Source organism: Mobiluncus mulieris (assembly GCF_014204735.1).
GTDB lineage: Bacteria > Actinomycetota > Actinomycetes > Actinomycetales > Actinomycetaceae > Mobiluncus > Mobiluncus mulieris.
This window is the reverse complement of sequence record NZ_JACHMA010000001.1, coordinates 988,870-1,007,879: the sequence shown is the minus strand read 5'-3', so window position 1 is coordinate 1,007,879 and position 19,010 is coordinate 988,870. Positions and strand designations below refer to the sequence as shown.

At 54.8% G+C, this 19,010-nt stretch carries 13 protein-coding genes and 1 riboswitch; of the genes, 11 read left to right on the top strand and 2 right to left on the bottom strand.

The annotated features are described in order from the left end of the window. Positions 1-17: 17 nt before the first annotated feature. From F4555_RS04590 to uvrB, 5 genes are all read left to right on the top strand, one after another. The gene (locus F4555_RS04590) at positions 18-1,193 is read left to right on the top strand and encodes a glycerate kinase (RefSeq protein WP_004012346.1); all 1,176 of its coding nucleotides are present in this window, start codon (positions 18-20) and stop codon (positions 1,191-1,193) included. A 27-nt stretch (positions 1,194-1,220) separates the two neighbouring features. Further along, the gene (locus F4555_RS04585) at positions 1,221-2,054 is read left to right on the top strand and encodes a dephospho-CoA kinase (RefSeq protein WP_115326037.1); all 834 of its coding nucleotides are present in this window, start codon (positions 1,221-1,223) and stop codon (positions 2,052-2,054) included. A gap of 171 nt (positions 2,055-2,225) precedes the next feature. Beyond that, on the top strand, positions 2,226-2,507 hold the full coding sequence (locus F4555_RS11535; protein ID WP_103759046.1) for an SdpI family protein: 282 nt from the start codon (positions 2,226-2,228) through the stop codon (positions 2,505-2,507). Between the two features lie 221 nt (positions 2,508-2,728). After that, complete coding sequence (locus F4555_RS04575; RefSeq protein ID WP_127891471.1) at positions 2,729-3,436, top strand: ABC transporter ATP-binding protein/permease; 708 nt, start codon at positions 2,729-2,731, stop codon at positions 3,434-3,436. Between the two features lie 73 nt (positions 3,437-3,509). Beyond that, positions 3,510-5,741 (top strand): excinuclease ABC subunit UvrB, encoded by a 2,232-nt coding sequence (uvrB, locus tag F4555_RS04570; RefSeq protein WP_103759044.1) that lies wholly within the window; start codon positions 3,510-3,512, stop codon positions 5,739-5,741. A 150-nt stretch (positions 5,742-5,891) separates the two neighbouring features. On the opposite strand, the gene putP is transcribed toward uvrB, so the two are convergent. Further along, complete coding sequence (gene putP / locus F4555_RS04565; protein ID WP_039886100.1) at positions 5,892-7,619, bottom strand: sodium/proline symporter PutP; 1,728 nt, start codon at positions 7,617-7,619, stop codon at positions 5,892-5,894. Between the two features lie 126 nt (positions 7,620-7,745). On the opposite strand from putP, the gene F4555_RS04560 reads away from it, so the two are divergent. The 5 genes from F4555_RS04560 to F4555_RS04540 all read left to right on the top strand — a co-directional run bounded on the left by F4555_RS04560 (position 7,746) and on the right by F4555_RS04540 (position 15,661). Then, on the top strand, positions 7,746-8,795 hold the full coding sequence (locus F4555_RS04560) for a TerC/Alx family metal homeostasis membrane protein (protein ID WP_004015039.1): 1,050 nt from the start codon (positions 7,746-7,748) through the stop codon (positions 8,793-8,795). Between the two features lie 54 nt (positions 8,796-8,849). Next, complete coding sequence (locus tag F4555_RS04555; RefSeq protein WP_231282815.1) at positions 8,850-10,562, top strand: cell wall-binding repeat-containing protein; 1,713 nt, start codon at positions 8,850-8,852, stop codon at positions 10,560-10,562. Positions 10,563-10,630: 68 nt separating this feature from the next. Further along, positions 10,631-13,498, top strand: a complete 2,868-nt coding sequence (gene uvrA, locus F4555_RS04550) for an excinuclease ABC subunit UvrA (RefSeq protein WP_004015035.1) — start codon at positions 10,631-10,633, stop codon at positions 13,496-13,498. Between the two features lie 21 nt (positions 13,499-13,519). After that, positions 13,520-13,646: riboswitch (FMN riboswitch) on the top strand. 83 nt (positions 13,647-13,729) lie between these two features. Next, positions 13,730-14,530 (top strand): ABC transporter permease, encoded by an 801-nt coding sequence (locus F4555_RS04545; RefSeq protein WP_103759043.1) that lies wholly within the window; start codon positions 13,730-13,732, stop codon positions 14,528-14,530. Positions 14,531-14,563: 33 nt separating this feature from the next. Continuing rightward, positions 14,564-15,661: an ABC transporter substrate-binding protein gene (locus F4555_RS04540; protein ID WP_103759042.1), complete on the top strand. Its 1,098-nt coding sequence runs from the start codon at positions 14,564-14,566 to the stop codon at positions 15,659-15,661. Here F4555_RS04540 and F4555_RS04535 read toward each other — a convergent pair. Then, on the bottom strand, positions 15,609-16,847 hold the full coding sequence (locus tag F4555_RS04535) for a DUF3866 family protein (RefSeq protein ID WP_004012357.1): 1,239 nt from the start codon (positions 16,845-16,847) through the stop codon (positions 15,609-15,611). The two genes, F4555_RS04540 and F4555_RS04535, sit on opposite strands and share 53 nt — an antisense overlap. A 32-nt stretch (positions 16,848-16,879) precedes the next feature. Between F4555_RS04535 and F4555_RS04530 the strand changes: the two genes are divergently transcribed. Then, positions 16,880-19,006: a helix-turn-helix transcriptional regulator gene (locus F4555_RS04530; protein WP_103759041.1), complete on the top strand. Its 2,127-nt coding sequence runs from the start codon at positions 16,880-16,882 to the stop codon at positions 19,004-19,006. Positions 19,007-19,010 lie beyond the last annotated feature (4 nt).

Here is a 19,010-nt window from a genome sequence, read left to right as displayed (position 1 = left end):
ACAGAAAGGCTCGAAACGTGAAGATAGTCATCGCCCCAGATTCATTCAAAGGAGCGCTTAGCGCCCAAGATGCCGCCGCCGCCATGCACCGCGGCGTGGAAACCATTTTCCCCGACGCCGAATGTGTCACCGTGCCCGTCTCGGACGGCGGCGAAGGCACCGCTGAAGTCATGCTCGCGGCCTACGGCGGGGAAGTCAAAACCTGTAAAACCGTAGATGCCCTGGGACGTGAACGCGAAGCCGAATTCACCTGGATACCCAGCCAAAAAATGGTGGTTATGGACACCGCCGAAGCCGCCGGCATCATGTACATCGGCATGTTGGAACGCAACATCATGGAATCCAACACCGAAGGCGTCGGAATGATTTTGAAAGCCGCGCTGGACTTGCAGCCTGAAACCATTATTGTCGGCCTGGGTGGATCGGCTACCAACGACGGCGGCTGGGGCATGATGTACAACCTGGGAGCGCGGCTGTACAACGAATCCGGCGAATCCCTCGACCCGAAAGTCTCCGCCTTGCCCAACGCCGCCAAACTAGACTTATCCGGTTTGGATCCGCGACTCCAAAACGTGAAACTGATAGCCGCCAACGACGTGCGCAACCCCTTGACCGGGCCGACCGGAGCCTCGGCTGCTTTCGGGCCGCAAAAAGGCGCGAAACCCCTCCAATTAGGCAAGCTAGACCGCTGCCTAAAGAACTGGGGACGGCTCTTGGAAGAAACCACCGGTCGCCAAATCGTCGACCAGGAAGGTGCCGGGGCAGCCGGAGGGATGGCCGCCGCCTTTTTTGCGTTGGGCGCGGAAAACCGCAAAGGCTTCGACGTGGTCGCCGAAGCCACCCATTTGAATGAAGCCCTGGACGGCGCCGACTTAGTGCTGACCGGGGAAGGACAGCTCGACCGGCAAACCCAACGCGGGAAAACCCCGTGGAGTGTCGCCCAACTGGGACGCTCGCGCAACATCCCGGTTATCGCCTTTGCCGCGAAACTGGGAATCGGACACGAAATCCTGTTACAGGACGGTTTCACCGCGATTGTACCGATTATGCACCAAACCATGACCAGCGATAAATCCGCCATGGAAAAAGTTCCCATGCTGCTCGAAGACTCGGTAACCCTGACGTTGCAACTGATGACCGTCGGCGCTAACCCGGCCATCAGCGACATTCTGCTCAAAGCCTTTGACGACTAGGCGGCCAGGATTCCGTCCACAATAGTTATGTCGGAACTGGAAAAACAGCCAGCGCCAACACCGTACACATCGGCAGAGATTACCGAACCAACAGAACCGGGTGTGCTGCAGCATCCGCAACTGCGGTTGCTGCGCCCCTTGCCGCCGCGCCCGATTGACCGTGCCTGGAAGATTTGCGTCAGCGGCGGCATCGGCAGTGGCAAATCAACACTGGTGCGAGCGCTTGGCGATTGTGGGGCAGAGGTGTTCGACGCCGACGCGGTGCTGCGCCGCGCCACCGCGCCCGGTGGGGTGGCGCTGCCGGCGCTGCGCCAGGCTTTCGGTTCTGGGGTGTTCACGAGGTGCCATCCGAGTGGCGACCTCGACACCGTAACTGTGCGCCACCCCGATATCGATAGAGCCAGCGAAACGAAGGCTAAACCGGGTGACGGTACAGGCACTGACACGGATTCCGACACGCTGGATCGCGCCGCTTTGGCCGCACTGATTTTCGCAAATCCGGGAGCCAAGGCTCGCCTGGAAGGGATTCTGCACCCCCTGCTGTGGCAAGACTTTGACCGGGTGGTCGCCGGGTTGCCACCCGAAGCCATCCTGGTGGCCGAAATCCCCCTTGTTACCGAAACCGGAAACGACGGACGTTTCGATGTCGTCATAATGGTGGATGCCCCTCATGAAACCCGAATCAAACGACTGGCCACCGGGCGGGGCATGAACGAAACCTCAGCGCGCGAACGCATCGCCGCCCAAGCCACCCGTGAAGACCGCGCCGCCATCGCCCATGTGTGGGTCGAAAACACCGGCAGCAAAGCTGACCTCTCGGGCGCGGCCAGGTGGCTGTGGACATCTATGATAAGCATGTAACGTGTGATATGATGTATTTGAAGTGGCCTGATACGACGTTGCGCACGGAGGATATCCATCCTAGGGTACTTCACCGCACTGCTTCCGCGCTCAAATTGGATGAAGCATGTTGTCTAGTTGACACACAAATGAACTTGTGATAAATTGCGAAAAATTCGATGGAGAAGCGGTATGGTTGAAAAAATAGTAATTTGCATTGTTTCCTTGCTCGCGATTGCGTTCGGAGTATTGATTGTTTACTGCGGAAATGCGATGAAAGCAGGGCGCCTTCGACCAAACGGATTGCTAGGAACAAGAACTGAGTTCACTATGAAATCAGAGAATAATTGGTACATAATGCAACGCAAAACAGCCAGATCAACCATATTGTTAGGTTATTCAATGTTTCTATGGGTGCCTGTCTTTTGTATAAATCATTCAGCCCTTAAAAGTTTTTTTTACTTCTTGTGTTAGTAACGCAAATAGTATTTATTGTTCTTTTTTGGATTGATTATTTTAAGGGTACTAAACAAGTGCAAAGTACAGAAAAAACAGATTCTGATATATTAAAGTGAGGAATAAAAATGACAAAACATACCAAGTACACGCAAGAATATTGGTAAGATATTGTTACAATAGATGTGGAGAATAAGAGTAGATTTCTCCAGTCCTTGTCTTCTTTTCGAGAGTCTCTATTGAATGATGTGAAAGCTCAAGATGCTTTTGAATCATCCCCCAAAGCTAGTCTTATACGCTATGAAAGTCGACTGTGGCAATCAGGTAATTCTGATATCAAAGATATTCTTGCAAGGCTAGAATCCGCTCCTCGTGGAACACGGCTAATGATGTTAGATTATATATTACTATGTAATAGTGATGAAGGTGATTGCTTCAAGGATGATGGTGAGCAGCCCAACGTCTTTGTCGCATTCGCTAACGTAGCTGCGGTTTACAATGCTGGCGCAATTACAAACGGTCTTGTGTATCGACAGGCTGGAGCGTTCCTTTGGATTGCTGCTGTAGCAGTGTCTGTCACATTTGCAAAAGGCCATGGTAGCAGTCTAGCTGATTCACATCTACGGCCTGTTACGTTGGAGTTTAGCTCACGTTACATGCAGGGATCTTTTCATCAATATTTGAAGACTTTGGGATACGAACCTTTTTTGCTTGTACTTGACGAACCTACATCTTCTACTGATACTATTACCGAAAAGAATTTATTTCAACACATAAGCAATGATTGTCGCACTCAAACCATTATACTAGTCTCGCATAGTGTAGATACTATCAAGATTGCTGCAAAAATATTTGTAGTCGATGAGGGCAAAATTATCGCCGATGGTACACACCACGAATTATTAAGAAAATGTCAAACCTATGCTACTCTTTTTCTGAAAGAATGACTTGACTTGCTCATATTTGAGTGTTCGGTCAACCTTAACTGACTTTTCGCGGTTTGGGAGATATGATTAAAACGTGAGTGACGCGAAACCCCTGCCCCGCGACCTGGTGGAAAACCCGATCCCCTTCCAGGTCATCAGCAACTATCAACCCGCCGGCGACCAACCCCAGGCCATTGCGGAACTGGCCGAACGTATCAACGCGGGGGAGCAAGATGTCGTGCTGCTGGGCGCGACCGGCACCGGGAAAACCGCCACCACCGCCTGGCTAATTGAACAGGTACAGCGCCCCACCCTGGTGCTGGAACCGAACAAAACCCTGGCGGCGCAACTTACCGCCGAATTCCGCGAGCTACTGCCCAATAACGCCGTGGAATACTTCGTGTCGTATTACGACTACTACCAGCCCGAGGCCTATGTGCCGCAAACCGATACCTATATCGAAAAGGATTCCTCCATCAACGACGAGGTCGAACGCCTGCGCCACTCCGCCACGAACTCGCTGCTGACCCGACGCGACGTGGTGGTGGTCAGTTCCGTCAGCTGCATCTACGGCTTGGGCACCCCCGAGGAATACGTGTCACGGGGGATACACCTGTCGCGCGGAATGGAGATTGGGCGTGACGATTTGATTCGACGTTTCGTGGGAATGCAGTACAACCGTAATGACGTGGACTTCACGAGGGGCAATTTCCGAGTTCGCGGCGACACTATCGACATTATCCCCATGTACGAGGAACTAGGGGTGCGAGTCGAGTTCTTTGGGGACGAGATTGACACCCTGGCGGTTTTGCACCCGGTTACTGGCGAAGTCTTGCACGAGGTAGACGAGATTTACGTGTTCCCCGCCTCGCACTACGTGGCCGGCCCAGAACGCATGGAACGCGCGATGGCCGGAATCGAGGCCGAGATGGAGCAACGTTGCCGGTGGTTCCACGACCAAGGAAAGCTCTTGGAGGAACAACGTTTGCGGATGCGCACCACCTATGACCTGGAGATGATGCGCCAAATCGGGATTTGCGCCGGAATCGAGAACTATTCCCTGCATATCGACGGACGCCAGCCGGGCGAGCCCCCGCACACCTTGCTTGACTATTTTCCGGATGATTTCCTGCTGGTAATTGACGAATCACACGTCACCGTACCCCAGATTGGGGGCATGTTCGAAGGCGATATGTCACGCAAACGCACCCTGGTGGATTTCGGTTTCCGCCTGCCCTCCGCCCTGGACAACCGACCGCTGAAATGGGACGAATTCCAGGCGCGTATTGGGCAAACCGTGTATCTGTCCGCCACCCCGGGAGATTACGAGTTGGGACGATCCGACGGGGTCGTGGAACAGATTATTCGCCCCACCGGGCTGGTCGACCCCAAAATTGTGGTCAAACCTGTGGAAGGACAGATTGATGATTTAATGGAGGAAATCCGGGTGCGGGTCGAGCGCGACGAGCGTGTGTTGGTCACCACCCTGACGAAACGCATGGCCGAGGACTTGAGCCAATACCTGGCCGAGCGTGGCATCAAGGTCGAGTATCTGCATTCGGACGTGGACACGCTGCGCCGCGTCGAGTTGTTGCGCGAGTTGCGTAAAGGCACTTTTGACGTGTTGGTGGGGATTAACTTGTTGCGTGAGGGCTTGGATTTACCAGAGGTTTCATTAGTTGCCATCCTGGATGCCGACAAACAGGGATTTTTACGTTCCACCAAATCATTGATTCAGACTATTGGGCGAGCCGCGCGTAATGTTCACGGCGAAGTCCATATGTATGCCGATGCGGTGTCCGATTCCATGCGCGCCGCGATTGACGAAACCGAACGACGTCGTGCCAAACAGCTCGCGTTCAACCAGGAACACGGCATCGACCCCAAACCCTTACAGAAAAAAATCTCGGATGTTACCGATATGCTGGCGCGCGAAGACATCGACACCGAACAGCTCCTGGCCACGGGATACCGCCAACCCGACAAGAAGCCGTCCGTGGCGGCTCGAACCGCCGCGCGCGATGCGGCGGCGGCCCGTGCCGCCCTGGAAGTCATCGCGGGTGCCCGAGAGCAAGCCACCATTAGAAACGCTGGTGCTGACCACACCGGCACTGTCCGTGCTAACGGGGGAGACACCACTCGAGGAACCGCCAAGGTCGGGGCTAAAGGCGAAGAAATCGTGGATTTGGAGGCTTTACTGCGCGAACTTTCGACACAGATGCACCAGGCCGCCAGTGAAATGCGTTTCGAGTTGGCCGCCAGGTTGCGCGACGAAATCGTGGACTTGAAGCGCGAAATTCGACGCGGCAAACCACTAGGGGGATAATTAGCCACCGCCGCCTGGGATTCACCAATCAAACATTTCTTGGATTCCTCCACCCACTTTTTGGCTCTTCGCACTGTCAGGTCGCCGATTTCTTGCAGTTGCGCCAACTCGGTTTTGTTCAGGTTTCGCGATTTCGCTCTTTTGCTTTATCTAGTTGCTTTCTGCCGGGACAAATGGCTCGTATTCTTTAGATTTTGCCATTTTAACGGCCAGGTCGAACTCAGCTTCAATTTCCGGGTTCGGTTTGTAGGTAACCATAGACACTGCATAGGCTACCAGCCAACAGACCACAAAGCCCGGCAGAATTTCGTAAATCTTGGTGTTAGCAATCACCGAGAACTCGCCGTTGTTCAACAAATAGTGCCACACCACCACTGTTACTGCCCCCGAAATCATGCCCCAGAGGGCACCGGGGGCAGTCAGTTTGCGCCACCACAGCGACAAAATAATGATTGGCCCGAAAGAAGCACCGAAACCGGCCCAAGCAAAGGACACAATTATCAAGATGGAAGAGGAAATCAGACTGGTGGATTCTTTGGCATTCCAGGCTAAAGCCACACCTACCAAAGTGACGAATAGCACCACTACGCGCCCCATGGTCACCCCCAGGTTGGATTGAGTCACGGTGCGATCACCAATGGTGATTCCCAAAGAAACGTTTTTCACATTTTCCTTGGAAAACGAGTTATAGATGTCTTCCACCACGGCCGAGGAAGTCACCAGCAGCTGCGAGGAGACCGTGGACATAATGGCTGCGAGAATAGCCGCCAGCATGAATCCCGCGAAAATCGAGGGGAACAGGGTGTGTCCCGTTACCAGGAAGATGGTTTCATTATCCGCGCCATCCATGTTAATAATCTTTTGGCGCACCAAGGAAATCCCTACTATCGCGGTGCCGATAGCACCAAATAGGGACAGCACCATCCAGATAGCCCAGATGCGACGTGCCTGGGTGGCTTGCTGGGGGGTTTTCAAAGCCATGAAACGCACAATGATATGGGGCATTCCGAAGTAGCCCAGCCCCCAAGCTAAACCGGTAACAATGTCACGCGGGTCGACGTTGAACACCAAAGATAGCATCTCTTGATTAGTTTCCACACCTTTCGCGGCCACGTCCACAGCCACCTGGCCAAGCCCCCCGGCGGCAATCAAACCGGTAATCGGCACCGCAACCAGGGCAATCACCATCATAAAACCCTGTACCGTGTCGGTCCATGACACCGCTAAAAAGCCACCCACTAGGGTATAGAGCACCACAATAGCGGCCACAATCACCATGCCGGTTTCATAGGGAATCCCAAAGGAAGAATCAAAAAACTTTCCGCCAGAAACCAGGCCGGACGCCACGTAGAGAGTAAAGAACACCAGGAAGATTATGCCCGCTGCCACTCGAATGGCGTTGCTCTTGTCGCGCAACCGGTTGGACAGGAAGGACGGTACGGTGATGGAATTCTTTGACACTTCGGTATAGGTACGCAGCCGAGGTGCCACAATCCACCAGTTGATATATGCTCCGGCGGTCAAACCGATAGCAATCCAGGATTGCACCAGACCGGCAGCGTACAAGACACCGGGCAGACCCATGAGGAGCCATCCGGACATGTCAGCGGCTCCCGCCGAAAGCGCGGCCACCAGCGGATTAAGTTCGCGTCCCCCCAACATATAGTCGTCCATGGTAGAGGTACGGGTATACGCCCACAGCCCAATCATAATCATCGCAGTAAAATAGACAATCATGGCGATGGCTACACCTTGGGGGCCAGACATCACATCGAGGACAGCGGGGACGATTGATATGGTCGAAATCATATATTTATTATCCCCTCCATCAGCGGATTTTAGGAACACCAGCGTCCAGTTACCCGCATTAGTAGTCAAAATTTAATGTTTGGTCAGTTTTCATTTTAACAATATTTGAGGTGCTTGGGTATTTCAATACCAGAATCTTTAGAAAACATGGGGAATCTATGGATACCCAGCAAAGTCTGGTAATCTAACCTAGTTATGCATGTACCTCCTCTCGCTTGGGTTATCCTGATTGTCGTCGTCATTGGCATCTTGGTTTTCGATTTTTTGGGGCACGTTCGCAAGGATCACTATCCATCCTTGAAAGAATCTGCCATCTGGACCGGTATCTATATCTCAATTGCCCTGAGTGCTGGCCTAGTGATTGGCCTAACCTTGGGGTGGAATTTAGGAACCGAATATATCGCCGGATGGGTTACCGAATGGTCACTGTCCCTGGATAATTTGTTCGTCTTTGTCATCGTCCTGTCCGGGTTCAGCGTGCCGCGCCCCCTGCACCAAAAAGTCATCGCGGTGGGCATCACCCTGGCACTGGTTTTCCGACTGATATTCATCCTGCTGGGTGCTGCCCTAATAGAGAATTTTTCGTGGATTTTCTATATTTTCGGAGTATTTTTACTGTTCACAGCCTGGCAGCAAGTCCAGGAAGGGATGCATCCTGAAGCCGAAGAAAACGCGGAATATCAAGAAAACGGGTTTGTGTGTTTCGTGCGGCGTTTCCTGAAAGTAACCCCCGGCTTTGTGGGACACAAATACCTGCAGCGCGTCGACGGGAAACTGTTCATCACCCCGTTACTGTTGGTGGTTATTGCGGTGGGTTCGGCCGATGTGATGTTCGCGGTGGATTCCATTCCCGCGATTTTTGGGTTGACCAACGAAGCCTTCATTGTATTCGCCGCCAATGCCTTTGCCTTGATGGGGTTACGCCAGCTGTACTTCCTAATAGAAGGCCTGATGCAACGCCTGATTTTCCTGCACTTCGGCCTGGCCGCCATCCTTGGTTTCATCGGGGTCAAACTGCTGCTTCACGCCCTGTCCACCAACGAGATTATCTTTATTAACGGTGGCAAACCCCTGGATTTCCTGCCGGAACCAACCATTCCATTCTCGCTGGGATTCATCGTGTCCACTCTAGCGCTAACCGCCGTCATCTCGCTGACGGTTTCCCACCGTCGCAACAAGAAAAACTACGGCAACCCCGCCGACGACACTCCCACCAATCAAACCCCACCACCAGAGACTAATTAATTAAACCCCCCCCCGAATTAATTAAACCCCCCGAACTGTCGATAAAATCTAGCTGTGACCAGAAAAAATTTGTTTGCGTGCCTGTTAAGCATGACTCTGGGTGTGATTACGCTCGGCATGTCTAACGGCACCGCGTTGGCGCTTGACCCACCTTCGCAGGCTGACCGAGCCGCCGCCCCATGGATAGCGCAAGTGGCCGTGATGGATTCGCGCGACCGGGGTTTCGCTCACTGCACCGGCTCTATGGTGGCACCACAATGGGTATTAACCGCCCGACACTGCGTGGAATCCCCAGTACTCAGCGAAGCCTACATAGACATAGGCCCCGGCCCCTCCTACCGCTATCCCTATCGGATTACCTCCGTAGTGAAACACCCCCATTTCGACGTGGCCTTACTGAAACTCAATCAAAACTTGAACACCCCGACTCTCGACATCGAGGATTCCCTGCCGGTTCCTGGCACCACCGCCGAATTCTTTGGATTCGGGGGAGCCAATGTTTTGACCCAAACCACCCTGAAAATCCTAGGCACCGGCAGCGACAAGCATCTTTTCGCGCGCTCCCTGGACGGCACCAAGAGTGTTGTCGGAGACTCCGGCGGGCCGCTCATCGCTAATAACAAGCTCCTGGGCATCCTGACGGCGGCGGTTTACACGCCTTATGAAACATTTGCCAAGGAAGACTTCAAATTCGTGCCTACACCCCGATTTTCCGAATGGCTCCTCGTGAACCTGGGAATTACCCCCGCCAAAAAACCCGCTAAACCCCAACCGGCAAGCCAACCAGCCGCGCCCAAGCCCTCGGCACCAAACCAACCCGCCGCCCCCACCAAGGCTGCGCATCCCGCCGCGCCCAACCGTATCGCCGGGACAAACCGCGTACAAACCTCTTTGGCCGTGTGGAACCTAGGCGGTTTCATCACCGACTCCGTGGTAATCGCCACCGGAAAACACGCCCCCGACGCCCTGGCCGCCGGCCCCCTCGCAGCCGCGCTAAACGCCCCACTAGTGCTCTCTGTCGCCCCCACCATCGAAACAGAAATCGCCGCTGAAATCCTCAATCGCGGCATAAAACAGGTCTATCTAGTGGGTGGTGGCCTGAATTTCAACCCAAATATCCAAAGCACGTTAGGGGGGCGCGGCGTAAAAATTATCCAACTGGCCGGAGCGAATCGCTATCAAACCGCCACGATAGTGGCCAACACAGCCATCGCGAAGTGGAATCTGCAAGGACGGTTTCAAAACCCGATTCTGGTGGCAGACGGGCTTAACTTCCCCGATGCTTTGAGCGCCGGTGCAAGCGCCGCGAACCTCCACGGAGTGGTAGTGTTGAGCGCCGGAACGGCTATGCCCAAGGAAACCGCTGACTTCATAGCCGCCCGAGCCGGCGCTAAACCCCAAATTTTCGCTGTCGGCGGGCCGGCCTATCTGGCGTGGAACAGTTCGCGTCCCGGGGGAATCCCCGCAGCTGGTATCGTGGGGGCAAACCGCTACCAGACCGCCGCCCTGCTGGCCGCAAATCTGAACCCCAACACCACCAGCGCCCTGGTGGTCAGCGGTGCCGATTTCCCCGATGGGCTCGCGGCGGCACCCCTGGCGGCGCGGCGTAACTCCCGACTGCTGTTAACCACGCCAGGGGCTTTACCACCAGATTCTGCGAACAGCCTGGGCACCTTGACACGGCGCCAAGCCTCGCTGGTGATTGGCGGCAGGACGGTTATCAGTGATACCGTGGCCTGGCAAGTGCGGGGTAATGCGGTTTCATGAGGTGCTAACCCGGTCGCCTCGCGAAGCCTGAATCGTGACCCGACCTGGGATTAGATTAAGCTGGACTGGTGAAAGATCAGATATTTGTCCATGGGGCGCGCGAACACAACCTGAAAAATGTCGACGTGGCTTTGCCCCGCGATTCCCTGATTGTGTTTACCGGCCTGTCTGGATCAGGCAAATCCTCGCTGGCTTTTGACACGATTTTTGCGGAAGGCCAGCGACGCTATGTAGAGTCCCTGTCGTCGTATGCCCGCCAATTCTTGGGACGTATGGACAAGCCGGTAGTTGATTTCATCGAGGGACTTTCCCCGGCGGTATCGATTGACCAAAAATCCACTTCACACAATCCCCGTTCCACCGTCGGTACCATCACCGAGATTTACGACTATTTGCGCCTGTTGTTTGCGCGAGCCGGGGTACCGCACTGTCCGACATGCGGTGAGCGGATTCAAGCCCAAAGTGCCGAACAGGTTATCAACTGGCTAATGAGTCAGACCGACGGAACCCGACTCGAGATTCTGGCACCTGTGGTGCGGGGACGTAAAGGCGAATATTCCGAGCTGTTTCGCGAACTTGCGGCTTCGGGTTTTTCACGAATTAGGGTCGATGGGGAAACCCACCGTTTGGAACAACCCCCGACGCTGGAAAAACAACTAAAACACGATATTTCCGTATCCATTGACCGAGTGGTGATTCGTGAGGGGGGACGTTCCCGGGTGGCGGATTCGGTGGAAACCGCACTGCGCCTGGCCGAGGGCTTGGTGCTAGTGGATTTCGTGGATCGGAAAACGGACGACCCCGAGAAATACCGGCGCTTCTCTGAGAAACGCGCCTGCCCAAATAATCACCACCTGGCTTTGGAAGAGATTGAACCGCGTACTTTCTCTTTCAATGCCCCCTATGGGGCATGCCCGGATTGTTCCGGGATTGGTTCACGCCTGGTTATTGACCCGGAGCTGGTGGTTCCCGACCCGGATTTGACTTTACGTGAAGGCGCGGTAAGTCCGTGGAAAGTTTCCAGAGACACCATGCAAAGAATCTTGGAATCCTTAGGGGACGAGGTCGGCTTCGACTTGGATACCCCGTGGCGTGATTTGCCTCCCGAGATTCAGGATTACTTGATGTGGGGTAAGAACTACAAGGTCAAGGTACGATACCGCAACCGCTGGGGGCGCGAACGGACTTACGCTACCGGTTTCGAAGGAGCCGCGCAATACATCCAACGCAAATACGACGAAAGCGATTCAGATACCACCAAGGCCAGGTACATCGGCTACATGCGCGATGTGCCTTGTCCCACCTGTCAGGGCGCGCGTTTGAAACCTGAAGTATTGGCAGTGCGGGTGGGGAAACTGAACATCGCGGAGCTCTGTGACCTGTCCATTAGTCGTGCCAGAGCCTACTTGCGTGACCTCGAACTGGACGGAATGGCGAAAACCATCGCCGCACCGATTTTGCAAGAAGTCGCGGCACGACTGGATTTTTTGGTGGATGTGGGATTAAACTATCTGACTTTGTCTCGCTCCGCCGGTACTCTTTCCGGTGGTGAAGCCCAGCGGATTCGCCTGGCTACCCAGATTGGTTCTGGCTTGGTTGGGGTGCTCTATGTTCTTGATGAGCCTTCGATTGGGCTGCATCAACGCGATAACCAGCGTTTAATCAACACTTTGAAGGGCTTGCGTGACCTGGGCAACACCCTGATAGTGGTGGAACATGACGAAGACACGATTCGCGCCGCCGACTGGATAGTGGATATCGGACCGGCTGCCGGGGAACACGGCGGCGAGATTATCTATTCGGGACCGGTTAAAAAGCTGTTACCGTGCAAAGCCTCGTTGACAGCCGACTACTTGAGTGGCCGCAAACGTATCGAGGTTCCACGCCATCGCCGTAAACCCGATAAAAACCGCCAGCTGACCGTGGTGGGAGCGCGGGAAAACAATCTGCAAGACTTGACGGTGTCTTTCCCGCTAGGACTGCTCACGGCCGTGACCGGAATTTCAGGATCGGGAAAATCCACCTTGGTAAACTCAGTGTTGTACCAGACCCTGGCGCGAGACCTAAACCACGCTCGCACCGTACCCGGCCGACACAAACGTGTGGAAGGCCTGGAATTCTTGGATAAAGTCATTCACGTTGACCAGTCTCCGATTGGGCGTACTCCGCGTTCCAACCCGGCGACTTACACCGGCGTGTGGGATCACATCCGTAAACTTTTTGCTTCAACCCCGGAAGCGAAAATGCGTGGCTACGGACCGGGGCGGTTTTCCTTCAACGTCAAGGGCGGACGCTGCGAAGCCTGCCATGGGGACGGTACCCTCAAAATAGAAATGAACTTCCTGCCGGATGTGTACGTACCTTGCGAGGTGTGCCGGGGAGCACGCTATAACAGTGAAACCTTGGAAGTACACTACAACGGCAAGAATGTGTGTGATGTCTTGGACATGCCCATCAGCGAGGCAGCGGATTTTTTTACTGCCCTGCCGGCGGTGTCGCGTTATCTAAACACCCTGACCTCGGTGGGATTGGGATATGTGAAGCTCGGGCAAAGTGCCACAACACTATCCGGGGGCGAGGCACAGCGCGTGAAACTGGCTTCAGAGTTGCACAAACGCACCAATGGGCGAGCAGTGTACGTGTTGGATGAACCTACCACGGGCTTACATCTAGAGGATATTCGCAAACTGATGGCCGTGCTGCAAGGCCTGGTGGAAAAGGGCAACACGGTGATTGTGATTGAACATAATCTGGATGTCATCAAATGCGCTGATTGGGTTATAGACCTTGGCCCGGAAGGCGGGGAAGGCGGGGGACTGCTGGTGGCCGCTGGCACCCCGGAACAAGTGGCGCAGGTACCGCAATCTTTCACCGGTCAGTATTTAGCCGAGGTTCTGGAACCGAGTGAGCCCAGGAATCCGGGGAAGATAAAATAGGTCACCCTCAGTGATATACTGGTCTTGCTCTGGGGGCTGTGTAAATCAGCACCGGTGGTGAAAGTCCACGAGCGCTCGCCCAATGGCGAGGGTTGAGCTGGTGAAATTCCAGCACCGACGGTAAAAGTCCGGATGGGAAGAGCCTTAGCCCGTGTGGTGCGCCTGGCGTACCGTTGACGGGTTGTTGTTCTTACCCCAGGCTGTCACGGACGCAATCCGAGGTGGGTAAGAATGTCTTGGTCAAGTGAAAACCGTACGCGGCGACACCCCGCGCGCGCGTTCACCGCTAATGACATTGTGGCACCCGCTGTTTTCGGGTTAATACTGTTGGGAGCCTGGTTTGCCACCACAGCAGGAGGGCGGATTCCCGCTTTTATCCTGCCCACCCCGACAGCGGTGTTTCGTGCGGCCGGTGAACTATTCGCGACCCCGAATTTTTGGCCATATCTGGGAAACACCCTGGTTTCGGCCTTGGCTGGAACCCTGTTAGGCCTCTTGTTCAGCGTGCCCTTAGCCTTTGCGATTCACCACTTTCACTGGCTCAATGCGGCGGTGCAACCATTTCTGGGAGCCTCCCAGGCTATCCCGGCAGTGGCACTGGCACCCCTGCTGTTGATTTGGTTGCCGGCTTCCTGGCTGGCGATAGTAGTGCTTTGTGCCATTATGGTGTTCTTTCCGATTCTGGTTTCCACCACCGTCGGTTTGCGACACCTGCCGGTGGAAGTGCTAGAAGCCGCGAGACTCGACGGGGCAAATACGTGGCAGCTGCTGCGACACATGGAGCTGCCCCTCGTGCTGCCGAGCCTGATGGGAGGAATCCGCAACGGCATCACGCTGTCGATAACCGGCGCGGTAGTGGGGGAAATTGTGATTGGGGGACACGGCATGGGAACCTTGATAACCTTGCAATCCCACAATGTGGACACGGCGGGAATGTTCGTCAGCCTCTTCACTATCTGCACCCTGGCGACCGCCATCTATCTGGGGGTTTACCAACTGGAGCGTCGTAGTAAATCCATCAACACGGTGTAAATACCACGGTGTAAATAAAGGAAAGGTAAGACCATGTTCAAACACATTTCCAAGTTGATTATTGGCTTCACCCTGGCAGGGCTAGCCTTGACTGGTTGCGGCATCAACGGAGGGGAAGGTTCGCCGAGCACCAGCCCGGCTTCTAGTAAAACTGCCACCGGTAACCAAGAAGGCCGCCCGGTCACGATTGGCTTAACCTATATTCCGAATGTCCAGTTCGCCCCCTTCTATGTGGCTAAAGACGAAAATCTCTTTTCCTGGAAAGGCGAAGCGGATACAAACAGCGCACAATCGATAGCACTGCGTCACCACGGTGCCGACGAAGGTTTGTTTAACGCGCTCATGAGTGGCAAGGAAGATATGGTTGTCGCCTTCGGCGATGAAGCCACCCAAGCCATTTCCCAGGGGATGCCTTTGAGTATTATCGGGGTTCTCTACCAGCGCTATCCGGTGGTGGTTATTGCCCGTCATGATTCCGGTATCAAGACTTGGCAGGATTTGAAAGGTAAAACCGTGGGTTTGCCAGGTCGCTATGGCTCCAACTGGTTCGGATTCCAAGCTGGCTTGCACGCGGCGGGTCTGAGCCTCGATGACGTGAAGGTTGCAGAAATCGGTTACACCCAGCAAACCCAGTTGACCACCGGGAAAGTTGACGCGGTGGTAGGTTTTTCCAATAATGACCTGGTACGTTTCCAGTTAGCGGGGGTGGGCGTAACCACCTTGACGCTGCCCTCGGAAACCCCGCTGGTGGGAGCGGTAGTGGTGACCACTCAAGAATTTGCGACTCATGAACCCGAAGTCTGCCAGGCTACCGTAAACGGCATGGCCAAAGCCATCCACAAGATTACCGCCGACCCTGAAACAGCACTTGCGGCCACCAAGAAATACGACCAAACCCTGACCAACGACCAGGCCATCGCAGCGGCTCGCCACGTCACGGAAGCGACTAATGAGCTGATTAAACTTGACCACTTTGACCCGAAAAACCCCGGGGCACAGTCCCTGGTCAACCCGCAAAAGTTCCGTGACATGGTCACTTTGCTGGATAAAATCGGTGCCTTGAGCGACAAAATTAACCTCAAGAATCTTGACGACCAGCAGGTAAAGAAGTTCGTGTGGCCGGGTGCCTAACTTCCGTTGAATCCGACTTCATGAGGTGAGCGGTGGCTTGCGCCGCATAGACTCCGGCACAAGCCGCCGCCAGGAAAGAAGCCGGATCCTCAGCCAAACCACGAGACATGGTGGAAAGCGGTACTGGAAAATCCTGCAGCACCTGGTAGAGACCCGCAGTGGAAACCTCGATTATCCGGTGGTGCTCGGCCAGCAGCTTCAGCTGCGACGATACCAAAGGTGCAAAACTGCCTTGGGGGTCAGCCAAAGCAGCCTCCCGTGGGGAGTCCTTTGAAAACACCGGTACCGGCACCGCCACCGGCGGCAAATCCATCCAAGTCAAAGCCGTCACCGTGTGATGGGAAATCCCAAAATGCCGCGGGCGAGCATCCCCGCTCGACATGCGCAACACCGCTATGGGTGTGCCCTGCAAGGCAGCAGCAATACGCAGCGCTTCGGAACTGGCAATCCCCGAAAAGCCCCAGCGAGTATCCGTGCCGAGGTTCCCCGGCCCTTGACTGACCACCACCGCGTCCAACTCCGCCACCAAATCCGCAATGAACATGGCTGACGGCAGGCTCACCGCTTCGAAATCCCCCCCGAAACACTGGCCACAGGTGATTGTAGCGGCCAGGAGTCCCCGGTCTTGCAAGGCACCCACCGTGCGAGAATACGCCAAAGGCAGCGCCCCGCCGTCGCTTTGAATATATCCGATGCGCCCCTGGGGGTAGACCTGTAAAAACCCGGCTACAACCGCAGGCAGGGCAGAGTGCAAATCCGCCACCAACACGGGCAATCCCCGCAGACTATCAGCCGACTGCAACACCTCGTGATAAGGGCTATCGGGTTCATCTGTCCCCAACACCAGTTTTTGATGCGGGGTGTAACGCGCCTTCACCAAGTGCCCCACCGAAGGCAAATCATCGAGAGGCAGACGGGTTTCATTGGCAATCACCATGGCCGCGCCGCCGGTACCGAGGTTTTTAACCAGCGGAGAAACCTCAATCTGTACCAAATCCCCCGGCTGCGCAGCCCCAACCAAATCGGGGTAGCACACCGCCTGACAGGTATCTCCCACCTGGAAACACGCGGCGGGAGCGGCATCGGACGGCGGGGGAGCCTCGGTTACCTCGCAAACCAACAGCTGATGCGCAGCGGCATACTTAACCTCTAAAACCCGAGCCTTACGCAGCATCACAATACCCATTTATATCCCAAAAAGCTTCCTATAATCAATGTATGGAGCAAAGCGAGATTTCGGATTCCCCGCCTGTTACCGACACTACCGCCGACGACCGCAACACCACCGCTGCCGCGTTGCGCCGCCAAATTGTGTTGCTGGCCGCGTTGTCCTCAAGTTCACGGTTGCAAACGGCGCGGGACTTACTGGTAAAGAACCGGTATTACGGCTTAGAAGCTTGGCAGGTACGTCGTTTTGCCGAGGCGGAAGGAAACGAAACCCCCCAGTGGCAAACAGCTAAGTCGCTGCTTGACAAAGACATTGCAGATTTGAACGCTGATGGGGAAATCATTGAAATCCAACCCACCCCGGGGAAAGAAAATCTCTATCGCTTGAACCCCACCCAACTGCGCCAAACCCGAGTCCTTTTCACCCCTCAAGAAAGCGCGTGGCTGGATGCCGCCCTGAAATTCCTAGACGGTAAACACCAGATTCTGCGCGAAAAAATCCACGGGCTAACCCAGGCTGGATCCCGAATCACTATAGATTTCGACCCGATGGTGCGAATCCCCCTGGCCGCCCAGCAAATGTATCAAGCTATTCTGGAACGCCGCCGGGTTTCATTCGAGTATAAAAATCGGCGCGGCGAAATCAGTCATCCCCAAGATTTCGAGCCCTGGAAACTGTATTTCCGACGCGGATTCTTTTATGTGCAAGGCAAATCTCCAAAGCACAACACCCCAGTGGTCTATCACCTGGCACGATTCCAAAGTGAGGTTGAACTCCAGCCAGCACCTCATGAAGCGGGGGCAAACCCCACCCCCTCGGGACAATACTGTATCCCGCTGACTATTCCTGATCCCTGCCTCGACTATTGCCTCGAAGAACCCCTGGTTTTAGCAATAGCACCCAAGGAAGCCCTGGAACTGCGGCAAAAAGCCACGCCGCTAAAGCAAGCCCCTCATGAATCCGCGCCCCTAAACCACCCAATACCACCCGGCTGGGAACTCTATCAAGTCAAAAACGCCCAACGCTATCGCTGGTACACCTGGGCCTTGGAATTCCTGGATAAAGTCGTGGTCGTCAGTCCCGAAGCCTTGCGTCAAGACGTGATTGCGGCCGCGAGACACCTGGCACAAAACGTGACCGAAATCCCTAAACCCCGGCGTAACCAACTGAAACCCGAAAATTCCACGCCGAACGTAAAATCCACCAAGTTACACCGTGACAATACGGGGCTGCTGCGCACCAGATTCCAAGCCATCTGCAGCTTCATCCACCTAAACCAACAGCTAAACCAGCCCATCACCGCCGAAACCGTGGCCAAAGAATTCCAGATTCCAGTTACCGAAGTAACCGCCGCCCTAAACAATGCCTATGAATGGGGGGCGGGGGAATACGATATGGACGAAAACTTGAGGGTGGACGAGAGCGACGACGGAACCTTGACTATCAGCACCCAACCAGTACCGGAGTGGGTGACGGCCTTCGGACTACCATCGGCGGAATGCATCCCCCTGATTTTGAGTCTCGAGGCGCTCTCACGTTATCTACCGACTCGACGCCACGACATAACCCACGTGGAACTGAAGGTCTTGCGTTGTTATCTGCAAGACGAGACGGCGAATCTGGAGCTCCTGGGGGTTGACCAGCTAAGCCGCCAGCTGGAAGCCACGATGCAAACCCTGGATCAGGCCATCAAACAACGTCACCCCGTAACATTTACCTATGTCGATACCCACAATAAGCACAGTCGAGCTGATGTGTATCCCACCGAGTTACGAGCAGTGCGTTCCCGGGTGGAGCTAGAGGCTTTTAACCCTAAAAAACGCTCCCATAAGTGGCGCACCTACTGGTTGGAAAGAATGTCGGATTTGACGGTTTTGCCGGGTACTTTCCCGTCCGATTTGCCACGCCGCAGCGACAAGCCGCCGCGCCCCGTGTACCTAAAGGTTCGCGCCGAAGCCCTGCATGTTGCCGAACAGGTTGTGGAAGCCACCGTTTATCATCGAGCCAATAATGCGATGTGGGTACAGCTGGATGCCTATGATGCGACTTGGTTGACTCGACATCTGTTGGCTTTCGGGTCGGATTTGTTACAGGTGGCGGCCAGTCCAGATTTTCCGGGGTCATTAGGTGCCATTAAAGATACGGCTGCACGCGCCTTGATGAACTATCAAGTATGATATT